Source organism: Bacillus pretiosus, from assembly GCF_051294775.1.
GTDB lineage: Bacteria > Bacillota > Bacilli > Bacillales > Bacillaceae_G > Bacillus_A > Bacillus_A wiedmannii.
The window spans coordinates 228,335-242,594 of sequence record NZ_JBPPHF010000006.1 but is presented as its reverse complement, the minus strand read 5'-3'; the positions used below and the strand labels follow the sequence as shown (position 1 = coordinate 242,594).

The following is a 14,260-nucleotide window of genomic DNA, read 5'->3' as shown; positions in this document are numbered from 1 at the left end:
CCCATATTAATAAAGATTTAGACCAAATGAGTTGCCATCTCATAAGAACACTCTATAACCGACTGAGGCGAGATTGGAAAAGAGCCACTAAGCACGATATGTCATCCACTTTGAGAAAAAGGTATCGAAACTATAATCCGAAACTCTATAAAATTCAAGATATTGTACTAATCCCGATTCACGCACAAAAGCATAAATCAGCAAGGAATTTTACCCAATCTATTTCAAATTATACCGAAGAAGGTAGGGCGGAAATTCACGATACCTTGAAAGCTATTGATAAAGAAACCCTTAGACATGTGCAACGATTTTATATGAATCATCGAACCGTAGAATATAACGACAATCGTATTTCAAAATTTGTAGCACAGTATGGAAGATGTGCAATTACAAAACAGGAATTGGGTCTAATTGGTTGGCACTGCCACCATAAAATTCCGTTGGAATTTGGCGGGAAAGACGACTTTGAAAACCTGATAATTGTGCTAGAAGATATACATGTCGCAATTCATCATGATGATTCAGAGAAGGCAAAATCCATCTTAGCTAACTATGAAATAGAAGAAGAAAAGAAGAAAAGGTTCGATAAGCTAAGAATACTTGCGAATCGAGCACCTATCTTCTCTTTAATATAAAAGTTAGGTCAATTGAATCAGATGGAACGCCGTATGAGGGGAAACTCTCACGTACGGTGTGAAGTGGGGGAAAAGGTGAAGATAACTTCAAATCCTTACCTATCACTATACGGAACTGGCTACGCTAACTATGCAGTTTCAAAAGGTGGATATACTCACGAGAATGCAAGGGCATTTTCTGCAGAGCAATCAGCTAAAAATGGGTATAAATGTGGTTTGTGGCGAAGTGAAGAGGCAGTAGCTAATAATTGGTGTTATGGTGATCCAGACTATGTCCCACATATTATGAGATACTATCAACCTGGTCAAACCCCTGGTGGTTCTGGTGGAATTGCTGGTGGTAGCGTTTTAGGTGATGATGTATTCCAAGCAATTATGACAGAAGCACTAAAGTATCAAGGATGGCCATATGTGTTTGGAGGGCGAACACCAAATACGTCATTTGACTGTAGTGGAATTATTGAGTATACGTATTCAAGAGTTGGTATTAATTTATTTGGTACTGCACAAACCCAATGGGATAAAACCCAACGTATAACAGATCCTAAGCCAGGAGATTTAGTGTTTTTCCATAGTACTTATGCTACAAGTAACTACATTACGCATGTTGGCATTTATGTAGGAAATAATACAATGTATCATGCTGGCGATCCGATTGGCTATGCTGATTTAGGTAAACCATATTTTCAACAGCATTTTGCGGAATATGGTCGTGTAGTTAGATAATAATGCATGTAACATCTAGCAACTTATGAAACTGCGAAAAGGAGGTAAATCATGAAGAAAATCATCATTATAATAGCAATTTTATTAATAGCTAGTGTAGGGTTTTTAATAAAATATCAATCTGATAATGAAAAACTTAAAACTGATAATATAGAATTAACGAAAAAAGTGGAAAAGGTGGAGGCACAATACAACGATACGAAAAAGGAATTGTCAGCTCTAAAGAGTAACAATCAACAACAAGTAAAAGAAGCTGCAGAACGATTTCTTAAAGCTTTTCGTACTTATGATACTGGTAAAGGCGAATCATACCTTGCCAATATTGATGCATATATAACACCAAATGCAAAGAAAGAATTAACACCACCAGGTGGACCAACGCAATCTGCTCCTGGAACTGGAGATGAGAAAGAAAAGAAGAAAGTTTCATTTCAATCTGAATACACAGGTGGTGAGTTGTATTATGCATTTTTGGATACTACAAAAGCAAATGTATTAGCAAAAGTGAAAAGTAAAATTACAGTTAATGGTGTTTCATCTGATAATATGTCATTAATGCAAATAAATCTTATCTATGATGGAAATAAGAAGTTATGGCTTGTTGACAAGGTTATCCCACTAGCTGATTTAAGGGATCAGATGCCGTAAATCAAAGTACTATTATTTAGAATAAAATCTGATTACAGCCATCTTTTCTTTTTATGTTTATTAGAGGTAGGGTGAATTTTTTAGAAATGTATGTTCATCAAACTATAAAGATTGAATGTTTTCCTTAAACTAAAAAGGAGGCAAACGCGGGTAATTTAGAATAAAAATTTAAGACAAAAGAAATGCTTAATAATAACAAAAAAAATTATTGCAACTATAAAAAAAACATGGTATCTTGAGGTAAGCGCATACAGAACGGATTGTAACTGTTAGATCAGGCAAAACCGATTACCTTAGAAAAAGGTAGGGTTTTGCCTTTTTCTATGTCAGAGGTGATAAAGTGAAAATCGAAAAAATACTAAACAATAATGCAGTCATATCAATAAAAGACAATCAGGAAGTTATCATTGTCGGCCGTGGAATAGCTTTTAATAAACGCATTGGTCATGAAATTAACGAACAACAGATAGATAAAATTTTCACTTTAGAAAACGAAGATATCATGAAAAAGTTCAAAACTTTAATTTCTGATATGCCAATTGAGTATATGGAATTATCCGAGAAAATTATCTCATATGCAAAAACGAAATTAGGTAAAAAGTTAAACGATAGTATTTATATTCATTTAACGGATCACATTCATTTTGCTATTGAGCGTTACAAAAAAAATCTGCCTATAAAGAATGGATTGCTTTGGGAAACGAGGCAATTATACAAAGATGAATATGAAATTGGATTAGAAGCTTTAAACATCATTTGTGAACATGCTGGTGTTATTTTACCAGAGGATGAAGCTGGTTTTTTAGCCCTTCATATTGTTAATGCTGAATTAAATGAAGAGATGCCAGTTGTACAAAGCATGACTAAAGTGATGCAAGAAATATTAACGATAGTAAGATACCATTTTAAGATTGAATTTAATGAAGATGCATTAACATATTATCGTTTTATTACACATCTAAAGTTTTTCGCACAGCGGTTGGTTAAAGGAAATCATTATAATAGTTCAACTGATGATGATTTATATTTTGTAATTAAGAAAAAATATCCAGAGGCATTTAGTTGTTCACAAAAAATAAAGAAGTTTATTGAAAATAACTATACCTATGAGTTAACGGAAGAAGAAGTAATTTATTTAACCATTCATATTGAAAGAGTGGTCAAAAATAACGAAAGATAATAGGGTTGTAACCTTACGGGCAAAACCTAAATCAAGCATTCAAAATTGATTGTTTGGTTTAGGTTTTTTGTATTCTCATTTTTCATTTGTAGCAACTTAGCAATAAATAATAACCTAGCAATGAATATTGCTAAAAAAGGAGTGTTCGATTTGAGTTACAGTAAATTTGCAAAAACCATAGTCGAATTAGTTGGTGGAGAACAAAACATCTCCAATCTTGTTCATTGTGCTACTCGTTTACGTTTTAAATTAAAAGATAAGACTAAAGCAAATAAGTCAGCCCTACAGAATTTGGATGGGGTTTTAAGTGTTGTGGAGAACGGAGGACAATTTCAGGTAGTGATAGGAAGCCATGTTTCGGAGGTATATAAAGAAATTACAAAAATTTCAAATGCGGATATGGAAGCTCATTCACCAGATGAGTCAAAAGGAAGTATTGGAGCTCGTATTTTTGAAGTTATTTCACGCAGTTTTTCCCCATTGTTAGGGGCAATGGCGGGAGCGGGTATGCTGAAAGCATTGTTAACGATTTTGACAATGACTGGGTTACTATCAGCTAAAAGTGGAACTTATCTTATTTTATCTGCGGCTGGAAACGCTGTCTTTTACTTCCTCCCAATCTTTTTAGGGATTACACTTGCGACAAAGTTGGGAGCAAACCCTTATGTTGGTGGAACCATCGGGGCCGCGTTGTTAGAACCTAATTTTACAAGTCTGCTAACCAAAACTGGTGATATCTCTAATTTTTTAGGTATTCCAGTTGTTCTAATGGAGTATTCTTCATCTGTTTTCCCAGTATTTATAGCAGTAAGTATGTATGCTCTTTTAGACAAATTCCTAAAGAGAACTATTCATAAAGATTTACAAATGTTTTTAGTTCCGATGTTATCGTTGATGATTATTGTTCCACTTACAGTTATTGCATTTGGACCATTGGGAGTATATGCCGGGAATGCAATTGGCGCAGGTATTGACTTCTTGAGCACAAAAAGTGGTATTTTAACAGGTGCTGTTGTAGGGGCAGGGTGGACATTCTTGACACTGTTTGGTCTGCATTGGGGACTCGTACCCCTTATTTTAGATCAGCTTGCACACGGAGGTAGTACGCTCTTTGCAATGCTTGCAGCTGCTCCGCTCGCACAAGCAGGTGTAGCATTTGGTGTTTTTTTACGCACAAGGGACAAATCCTTAAAAACACTTAGTGGATCAACATTAATACCAGCCTTACTATCCGGTGTAACTGAACCAATCCTATACGGTTTAATGATGCGCTATAAAAAAACAATTCCGTATGTTATTATCTCTGCCGCTGTTGGTGGCGCAATTAATGGCATGCTTGGAGTAAAAGCACTTGTGTATGTATTCCCAAGTATGTTGTCTATACCGGCTTTCACACCCATGGGAATTTACATCATCGCGATTGGTGTTGCCTTTGCAGGTGCAACATTAATGACTTTAATATTTGGATTTGAAGACAAAAAGCAAAAGAAAGTAGTATCTGATAACAAAGTAGAAGTAAGTCAGTCGCTCATAGAAAAAGAGGCTGATAACAAAGCAGAAACAAGTAAGCCATTGGCAAAAAGGGAAGTTATTATTAGCCCATTAACAGGAGAAATTAAGCCACTAGCAGAAGTAAATGATCCAGTATTCGCATCAGAAGCAATGGGAAAAGGAATCGCGATTGAGCCAACTGTCGGTCAAGCTGTATCACCAGTTAATGGTGTTGTTTCCACTGTTTTTCCTACGGGTCATGCAATAGGTATCACGTCAGAAGAAGGGGCGGAAATATTAATCCATATCGGAATCAATACAGTCCAATTAGAAGGCAAATACTATTCATCGGTCGTTAAACAAGGAGACCAGGTCAAGCAAGGTGATTTATTAGTTAATTTTGATATTGAAAAAATTAAAGAAGCAGGGTATCCAGTTACTACCCCTATTATTATTACAAACACCGACCGCTATGTGGAGGTTGTTGAAAATGGTAAAGACACTGTTCGCTCTAAAGAAGGCTTATTGACAGTAATTATGTAACTGTCTATTTAGGAAGTCTGGGAAGGAGCAAGATTGATTTTCCACATATTTTAGAGGTGTTCTAGATGAATATAAAGGAGGAAAAAATAATGAATTTTGAAGAAAAACGTTTTCCAGAAGGATTTTTATGGGGAGGGGCAACAGCGGCCAATCAATTAGAAGGATCGTATCTTGAAGGTGGTAAAGGATTAAATACTCCTGATGTATTACCAGGGGGGAAAGTAAGACTAAGTGTACTGAAAGATCCTGGTTTTGATTTTGAGTTGAATCCAGAAAAGTATACGTATCCAAATCACGAAGCAATTGATTTTTATCATCGTTATAAAGAGGATATTGCACTTTTTGCAGAAATGGGCTTTAAAGTATTTCGTATGTCAATTTCATGGTCACGTATTTTCCCTAAAGGTGATGAGCTAGTTCCAAATGAAGAAGGGCTAGCATTCTACGACCGAGTGTTTGATGAACTGCATAAATACAATATTGAACCAGTTGTAACGATCTCTCACTACGAGATGCCAATTCATCTTGTGAAAGAATATGGGGGCTGGAGAAGCCGTGAAGTGGTTACATTTTTTGAAAGATATGTAACATCACTCTTCGACCGATATAAAAATAAAGTGAAGTACTGGATGACATTTAATGAAATCAACAGTAGTCTTCACATGCCGATTTTAGGACTAGGGTTTGCGATTCAAAAAGAAGAAGATCGTTATCAACCAACTTTCCAATCGTATCATCACCAATTTGTTGCTAGTGCAAGAGCGGTTCAGCTTTGCCATGAGATGATACCTGGCGCTCAGATTGGATGCATGCTCGTTTATATTCCAACTTATGCTGCTGACTGCAATCCTGAAAATGTGCTTTATGCTTTAAAGGAAGATCAGTTATTTAACTACTTCTGCGGCGATGTGCAAGTAAGGGGTGAGTACCCTACATTTATTAAACGATACTGGAGAGAACATGGAATAAAGCTTGAAATTCAAAAAGGTGATCTTGAATTAATCAAGGAAAATACTGTTGATTATATCGCATTTAGTTACTATATGTCCCGTACGGAGAAGAAGGAAAAAGAAGCCAATGAGGTAAATGCAGGGAATATTATAGGTGGAATTAAAAACCCATTTTTAAAAGCAAGTGAATGGGGATGGGAAATTGATCCTGTTGGTCTTCAAACCTCATTAAACCTACTGTATGATCGCTATCAAAAACCGTTATTTATAGTGGAAAATGGACTTGGAGCCATCGATAAGGTAGAAGAGGATGGTTCAATCAATGATGATTACAGAATTGACTATCTTCGTGAACACATTCAAGCGATTGGTGAAGCTATTGAAGATGGAATCGAAGTTATGGGTTATACTCCATGGGGATGTATCGATTTAATAAGCGCATCTACTGGTGAGATGAGTAAGCGCTACGGCTTTATTTATGTGGATAAGCATGACGATGGTAGCGGTACATTAGAAAGAAAGAAGAAAAAGTCATTCTTCTGGTATAAAAACGTAATTGCAACAAATGGTGAGAAACTTTAATTTCATTTTTAATTACTTTATTAAGGGCTACTAAGGTAGCTCTTTTTTATTTGTCACGATCGGATGTGAAGGAATGAATCTACACTAGCGAGGGCTTTAGGGAAGGTAAGGGGCAGGTCTAGAATAAAGAGAATTAAAAAACTTAGAAAATATTTCTAAAAAACTTAGTTTCTTAGCTAAAAGTAACAATAATTCAAGTAGAAGTATTATTTTTGAACTTTATAAATATTGAACAAGAGAGAGGAGATATTTTTATGGATTCAAAAACTTATGAAAAACTCCAGGCACTACGTAGATATAAAGAGCCAATTCAAGCGGTATTGAGAACGGTTAAAAGACACGATAAAGACGATCCAGATACTGAATATGCTGAGTTTGCCCTTGAAAACGGTAAGATTATAGGTGTTTGTAAAAAAGAGGACTTCTCTGATTACTCTTTTAGAAGTATTACACAATTCACAGGTAATATTTTTAACGTAGTAATTACTCAAATGTCTGATGAACTAGATGTAAATAAAGTTCAGGTTTCAGTAAAAGAAGCAAGTAGGAGATCTGCAGACGCTTTAATTCGTGAATTAATAGAATTGGAGCAAGATGAAAGACTGCAAGAACTAACATACGAAGCAGAAGTAACTGGGTACAACATGAATGCTCAGGTTCCTACTATATTCTTACGCATTAATGGTGCAGAATGCTTCATGAAATTACATGAACTAAACTATGGAAGAGTATATAAAAACGCTGTGGATCGCTACGCACCTATTGGTGAACGCATCCCGGTTAAGGTCCTACAATTTAATCCTGAGCAACGACTAATTCACGTTTCTAGGAAAGCGGCAGTGGAAAATCCTTATCAGTTATTATCTGAATTAGCTGAAGGGGATACAATTGTAGGGAGAGTTGTAAATGTTGACCCGCGTTTTGGAGTTTTTGTTGAATTGGACCAAGGCTGCACAATTAAAGGAATTGTCCCTAAAACAATCGAACAGCCAGTATTGGATGAAGTAGTAAGTATGAGAATTGTGAATGTGGATGTAGACAAAGAGAGAGGGTCGGGGGTTATCTTCAAGTTTCCTTTTGGACGTAAAAAAGTTAACGACCCAACGGCGTTTTTATATAACTAATGAGTGCGCCGCAGGTTTCCGTACAAGAGAATGGAAAGGCGGTTCAATATTGGCTTAATAGGGACCAATCTTTATCACTTTGGGATGACCCCTCTTTACAGGGGGGACCAATTCTTCCAGATAAATTCAAACCACTCACAGATCTACGTAGTATTTATGACAGAATTAATTCAGGTTTTATAAATGAAAAAGACAATTTAATACTAAAGCTTATTTGGGATTCATTAGCGATTACTGAAGCTCAAATTAAAAATTTTGTGGAATCTAAAATTAGTAGGTCACAGGTTTCAGAATCGCTGAAAAAACTGGTACTGTATGGATTTGTTAGTCGATGGGAGATAAAATCGGAGCTATTTCCGGATCAGCCCAAAACCTCTGCTCCAATCACTTTAAATACTGCCGATCATTTGATGATGTGGGCTTATCATAACCGTAATACAAGCTATTCTTTAAAGCCAGAACAATGGTTAAAACTTGGAGTAGCAGGGGTACAAAGATTTGTCACTATGAATCAAATAAAATATGAGTTTGCAATAGGCCAACAGTTATTAAAAAACTGGTGTTGGTATCCAAAGCTAAAAGGTACTGGTAATGGATATAATCCCATTGCTGTTGGAGAAATCAAAACTTCATATTTGAAAGGGTGCAACAGGGACAGCGATATGCACAGCACTTAAAATCGCGATTGAAAATTTGGGAAGATCAAATTCAAAATGGACCAAATAATTTATTGTACTTCGAAAATACGAAGAGTTTACCAGGTATTTTTATTTTATCTATATCAAACCTCGCTTTAGCAGAACATGTTAGAAAGGAGCTAATGTTAGACTTACGAAAGATTCCTATCATGCTCGTAATAGACGAATGTATTCACAGTGAGGGATTCGCAAAATCTTTTTATATTTCAACTCAATACGGAATTCAGCAAGCACCATTACCATTTTTGAGATAACAAGAGCTGCTTCAGGTAAATATGCTGAAGCAGCTTTTTGTTGTAATAACGATGAATCGACGTTCACAACTCAACCCTTATTTGCAATATATCTAATCTCATCTTTTATAGATAGCAATTAGATTTTTTTTTTATGAAAAAGCAATGTATTGAGTAGATAATTACAAAAGGCTTTTCTATTTTTCTCTAGAATGAACAGTAATGTATAATCTAATTTCCTTAAATGTAGCAAGGAGGGGGGGAAATTTGAATGAAATAATTTGGTTTATATTTACTTTTTTGGCCGTTTTAGTAGCTGGTTATGTTGTTATCCAATATTTTATTATGGATGGATTTCAAACAGGACTTGTCAAAATGAAGGTTATGTCTGTATCTAAATTAAGTAGTTTTTGGTACATTATGTTATTTATACATATTACAACTAGTATAGTAGCATTAGTAATTGGTCCGTTTACATTATCCACAAAATTTAGAGGAAAGAATATCAACCGTCATCGAATAGTTGGGAGAATCTATATGGCTGGTATATTATTAGGCGGCGTTTCAGGACTGTACTTATCCTTTTACGCTATGGGGGGATTGGTAGCAAAGCTTGGTTTCGGTTTGTTAGCCGTATTTTGGCTAACATCAGCATATCAAGCATTAAATAGAGTTAAGAATAAAAAAATTCAAGATCATCGGAATTGGATGATCAGAAATTATTCCTTAACCTTTGCGGCAGTTACATTAAGAATTTGGCTACCTTTGTTTGTATTGCTATTTGGATTAGAGCAGTTTGAGCTTAGTTACGCTGTTATTGCTTGGTTAGCGTGGGTACCAAATTTAATTATTGCAGAATTATTTATAAGACAAAGACTTGATAAAGGACAATATCAGGGAAATGATGATTTACATTTTTGATGCAAATCTTATTTAATGTTGAGGGAGAAATTCCCTAGCGATTAAATGTTTTTTTAATAATTGTTCTCGTTGAGATTATTGAATTTTTTTGATTTAATGAAAATTTCATTTTGTACTAATACTTTTAAACCGTGAAAAAAGGCTCTGCTGTTTCCGGCAGAACCTTTCCTAAAATGGCAAAGAGTAACTCTTACCTTACTCTTTGTTCATATAATAAAGGATTGTTAGCGAAAATCCAATACTCTATATGTTGAGAAATAAAGAATAATCATTATAAAGAATCTTATCTTTTTTTCATAAATTAAAGAGCAGCTAGCAAAAGATAACTGGATATGTTAAACATAGAAAATTTAGCATTTTCATTTTGATAGTAAAAGAGTAATCAAGGAAGAGACGAATAATAAAGGTTGTGGCACAAAACGATGTTATTTGCAATCGCTTTTAGTCGGAATCACAAGTTTTTATGGGTTTAGGCAAGCTGATAACATAAGAGTCTGTTTGCATGTTCTACCTTTTTTTATGTACAATAAGAATAAGAGATGATATAGACAGGGAGAGGAAATCCATGTCCACTAAATTAGTAAATTTACGCATTGATTTTGCTTTTAAACAGTTATTTGGAACAAAAGGAAATGAGGAAATTTTAACGGGTTTCCTAAATGCAATTTTAGAGGAATCTTTAGATGCGCCTATTACGTCACTACAATTAGATGATCCACATCTCCATAAATCTTATGAAGATGACAAGTTATCGATTTTAGACCTATTAGCAACGCTAGATAACGGAACGCAAGTGAATATTGAAATTCAGCTTCGAAATACACATGATATGGTAAAGAGATCATTATATTACTGGAGTAAACTTTATACATCCCAAATGCAAGAAGGAATGCCATATCGTTCACTTCGGAAAACTATTACCATTAACTTACTAGATTTTATTTTATTTTCTCAGGATGATGCATTTCATACCATCGGACAATTATGGAATACTAAAATGCAGCAACTCCTAAGTGACGACATTGAAATCCATTTTGTAGAGATACCGAAATTGGTAAAACAATGGCGTGAAGAAAAAGTCAACCCGTGGGAAAATACATTTGTTCGTTGGATGTTATTATTACCAGCACATGAAGATGAACATTTAACTCAAACATTGGAGGAGATTGCGATGAATCAAGATCCAATTTTACAAAAGGCAATAAATAAATGGGAAAATATGAGCCATGATTCTTCTTTTAGAACAGCGTACGAAGCTCGAGAGAAATTGCTTTTAGATGAACAAGCTAAGTTAGCGCATGCAGAACAAGAGGGCATGGAAAAAGGGATTGAGCAAGGTAAGATGCAGATGATCCGAGGAATGCATGAAATTGGTGTACCACTTGAAACTATTGCAAAAGCAAGTAAGTTGAGTGTGAAGGAAATAGAACGTATCTTAAATCTAAAATAAATATATGTGAGTATACAGAACTCATGAGTAGAAAAATTAGACGTTCATTATCATATACGGTTAATGGGAAAGCATTGCTGAAGATTTTAGCAGTGCTTTTTCTATATTATTTAAGGCAATTGACCTTTTGTAAAAAAAATCAATTGCCTTTTTACGATTTAAAAATATCGGGAATAAAATGAAGATAGTACTTTACACGCCTTTAGTAGAAGGAAGATATTACGATGAAATCATGGATTAAGATCGCTTGTATAACAGCATTCGTTTCTCAAATAGCAGCATGTAGCAGTACTAACCAAACAATAAATGATTCGAGACCTGCCCAAACCGTACAAAAAAGAATACAACAGCATGCAGAAGGGCAAGGTGTTTTTGATATTCCAGAAACTTATAAGAATAAATAAGTGAAAAATGATCTTTTATGATATAAAAAATATTTCTTAATTTTAATATTTAAAACTTATGTATACGTGTTACAATGAAGTCCTCCAATTTATTTTATTCTCCTATTTAGAATTTATGGTTTAGTATCCGATAAAATAAAAGTAGCTGTAGTAAATAGATAAATGAATAAAGCGAAGCGGTCAGAGTGGTTAAAAGGATAAGGCTGTTAAATATAGTTATTCAAAGAATAAATTCACTTAGTTAAGTTAAAAGGAATTTAGTATGTTAAGGATTTCATCTAATGTGAATCGTTCGAAATTAAACTTTTGATTCAATCAAAGCCAAAAATCATCTTTTAAATGAAGTCTATGTTTCTACAGTTAATGTAGAATAATTTGTAGTTTTAACATTGCTTACTATAAAAAAATTACATAGTTGAAAGGGGGATAGATACAACTTCACTTGTAAAAAATAAATCGCTATATGAGAAGATGTGCGTAAAGGGATGGAACGGTAATTTCATTTCGAATAATACCATAAATCAACGTAGAAAAAATAAAGGAGCAAACAATTAAATAAACTATATCAGTTGTAAGAATGAAAGGGAGAAGTAGATAGTGTTTAAAATAAAAGAAAGATTGGAACAAATGAAGCTTAAAACGAAGTTGTCTATGGCATTTATTGCAATATTAATTATACCAAGTCTTGTCGTAGGGGTATCGTCTTATGATAAAGCAAGAACAGATCTTAATGAAACAATTCTACAAACCGCGAAAGATAATGTGAGTATTTTAAATAAGATAGTTGATGATGAATTAGAAAATAAACATGTAGATGTAACTCATTTTGCAAAGATACTTACACAAGGTGATTATAATGCTGACCAATTGCAAAATGTACAAAGTAAATTTGATCAATATATACAGTTACATCCAGAGATAGAAACGATTTATACTACATCTAGTAATAATCAATTTATCCATGCACCTGTTGGAAAAATACCAGAAGGATTTAATCCGTTAGAAAGTAGTTGGTATAAGGATGCAGTAAAATCTAATGGAGAGATTATTGTTTCGTCTCCCTATAAATCAAAGGCTACAGGAAATATGGTAATAGCAATTGCAAAGCAAAATGCTGATAAAAGTGGTGTCATTGGTGTGGACTTGAATATTGATGATATCGTAAAAACTTCTAAAATGATAAAAATAGGAAAACAAGGCTTTGTATCTATAGTAAGTCAAGATAAGACTATCGTTGTTCATCCTACACTTAAGCCAGGTGAGAAGTTAGAGAAATCATTAGCAGATGAACTATACAAGAAAGAAGATGGAGTAATTACTTATAGCCTTAATGGTGAGGATCGAAACATAAGCTTTAAAACAAACAAAAAAACAGGTTGGAAAATAGCTGGTGTAATGCCTATTAAAGAAATTGAAGAGGCCACTAATCCTATTTTTTATAAAACGCTCACAATAATAGGGGCTTCATTGTTGTTAGGTGGAATTGTAATTTTCTTCGTCCTTAAATCCATTATTAGTCCACTAAAACAATTAGTTATTTCAGCTCAAAAAATTAGTCAGGGAGATTTAACTGAGAAAATAGATATTCGTTCAAAGGATGAACTTGGTCAATTAGGTGGTAGTTTCAATACAATGGCAGAGTCGTTACGTAATATTATTTCTCAAATTAACACATCTGCAGGACATGTGGCTGCTTCGTCTGAGGAACTAACTGCTAGCGTAGAGCAAGCAAGTGTTGCGACAGAACAAATTACAAAAGAAATGGAAGAAATATCGAATAGCGCAGAAGTTCAAAATAGTGAAGTGGCGTCTGGAGCGAAATTAATTGGTGAGGTCACGCGTAATATTCAATACGTAGCTGATAATGCTTCTGAAGTATCGACTTCATCCTTATACACAAAACAAAAAGCTAATGAGGGTGAACAATTAGTAGAACAAACTGTAACGCAAATGCAGTCAATCCATCATTCTGTTTCTCAATCCGATAATGTAATTAAATTATTAGATCAGAAATCGCAACAAATCGGAAGTATATTAGAAGCAATTCAAAATATTGCAGAACAAACTAATTTATTAGCATTGAATGCGGCGATTGAAGCGGCTAGAGCAGGAGAACAAGGGCGTGGATTTGCAATTGTTGCCGATGAAGTCAGGAAGTTAGCGGAGCAATCATCCGAATCTTCAATGGAAATTGGAAGTTTAATTAATGAAATACAAGCAGATGTACATGAGACTGTAAAAGCTATGAATGAAGTAGGCGTTGAAGTGCAGTCGGGGATTCAGGTTGCGAATGATACAAAACAAAGTTTTTATGAAATCTCAAAATCTGCAAATGATATCGTGTCAAAAGTACATGGTATGGTGGAATTATCAAATAAAATGACAAGTGATGCAATGGAAGTGGATACATCAATTAATCAAATATCTATGGCTGTGAAAGAGAATTCTTCAAGTATGCAAACGATAGCCGGTTCATCTGAGGAGCAACATGCTTCTATGGAAGAGATAAATTCTTCAGCAATACAATTAGCACAGATGGCCGAAGAACTTCAAGAATTAATTGGTGGATTTAAGATATAGGTTCAGATTCTAGGATAGAATCCTAGATAGTATGTTTAAGGAAAGAAGTTAAAAACCTTATAATGTAGCAAATAAATATATGTATTTTTTATAGA

At 34.4% G+C, this 14,260-nt stretch carries 10 protein-coding genes and 2 pseudogenes; all 12 read left to right on the top strand.

Features of this window, described 5'->3' with window-relative positions; all coding sequences use genetic code 11:
- The coding region (locus ACSG5Z_RS25470) for an HNH endonuclease signature motif containing protein (protein ID WP_435712481.1) at nt 1-635 on the top strand (635 nt) is incomplete at its 5' end.
- Between the two features lie 108 nt (nt 636-743).
- Nucleotides 744-1,361: pseudogene (locus ACSG5Z_RS25465) on the top strand (C40 family peptidase); the annotation flags it as partial.
- Nucleotides 1,362-1,412: 51 nt separating this feature from the next.
- Nucleotides 1,413-2,009, top strand: coding sequence for a YddI family membrane protein (locus tag ACSG5Z_RS25460; protein WP_330939060.1), 597 nt, complete (start codon nt 1,413-1,415; stop codon nt 2,007-2,009).
- 340 nt (nt 2,010-2,349) lie between these two features.
- Complete coding sequence (gene licT / locus ACSG5Z_RS25455) at nt 2,350-3,189, top strand: BglG family transcription antiterminator LicT (RefSeq protein WP_435712480.1); 840 nt, start codon at nt 2,350-2,352, stop codon at nt 3,187-3,189.
- Between the two features lie 150 nt (nt 3,190-3,339).
- Nucleotides 3,340-5,223, top strand: a complete 1,884-nt coding sequence (locus tag ACSG5Z_RS25450) for a beta-glucoside-specific PTS transporter subunit IIABC (protein WP_435712479.1) — start codon at nt 3,340-3,342, stop codon at nt 5,221-5,223.
- 89 nt (nt 5,224-5,312) lie between these two features.
- Complete coding sequence (locus tag ACSG5Z_RS25445; RefSeq protein ID WP_330939061.1) at nt 5,313-6,755, top strand: 6-phospho-beta-glucosidase; 1,443 nt, start codon at nt 5,313-5,315, stop codon at nt 6,753-6,755.
- A gap of 254 nt (nt 6,756-7,009) precedes the next feature.
- Nucleotides 7,010-7,879 carry an RNA-binding protein gene (locus tag ACSG5Z_RS25440; RefSeq protein ID WP_435712478.1) on the top strand — a complete coding sequence of 290 codons (870 nt, stop codon included), beginning with the start codon at nt 7,010-7,012 and terminating at the stop codon, nt 7,877-7,879.
- Nucleotides 7,879-8,831, top strand: a pseudogene (locus ACSG5Z_RS25435) (hypothetical protein). The gene ACSG5Z_RS25440 and the pseudogene ACSG5Z_RS25435 overlap by 1 nt, the downstream one beginning before the upstream one ends.
- Nucleotides 8,832-9,077: 246 nt before the next feature.
- On the top strand, nt 9,078-9,731 hold the full coding sequence (locus ACSG5Z_RS25430; RefSeq protein WP_435712477.1) for a DUF2306 domain-containing protein: 654 nt from the start codon (nt 9,078-9,080) through the stop codon (nt 9,729-9,731).
- A 565-nt stretch (nt 9,732-10,296) separates the two neighbouring features.
- Nucleotides 10,297-11,181: an Rpn family recombination-promoting nuclease/putative transposase gene (locus ACSG5Z_RS25425; RefSeq protein WP_000104999.1), complete on the top strand. Its 885-nt coding sequence runs from the start codon at nt 10,297-10,299 to the stop codon at nt 11,179-11,181.
- Between the two features lie 224 nt (nt 11,182-11,405).
- The gene (locus ACSG5Z_RS25420) at nt 11,406-11,585 is read left to right on the top strand and encodes a thermonuclease (protein WP_435712476.1); all 180 of its coding nucleotides are present in this window, start codon (nt 11,406-11,408) and stop codon (nt 11,583-11,585) included.
- Between the two features lie 597 nt (nt 11,586-12,182).
- Nucleotides 12,183-14,165: a methyl-accepting chemotaxis protein gene (locus ACSG5Z_RS25415; protein ID WP_435712475.1), complete on the top strand. Its 1,983-nt coding sequence runs from the start codon at nt 12,183-12,185 to the stop codon at nt 14,163-14,165.
- Nucleotides 14,166-14,260 lie beyond the last annotated feature (95 nt).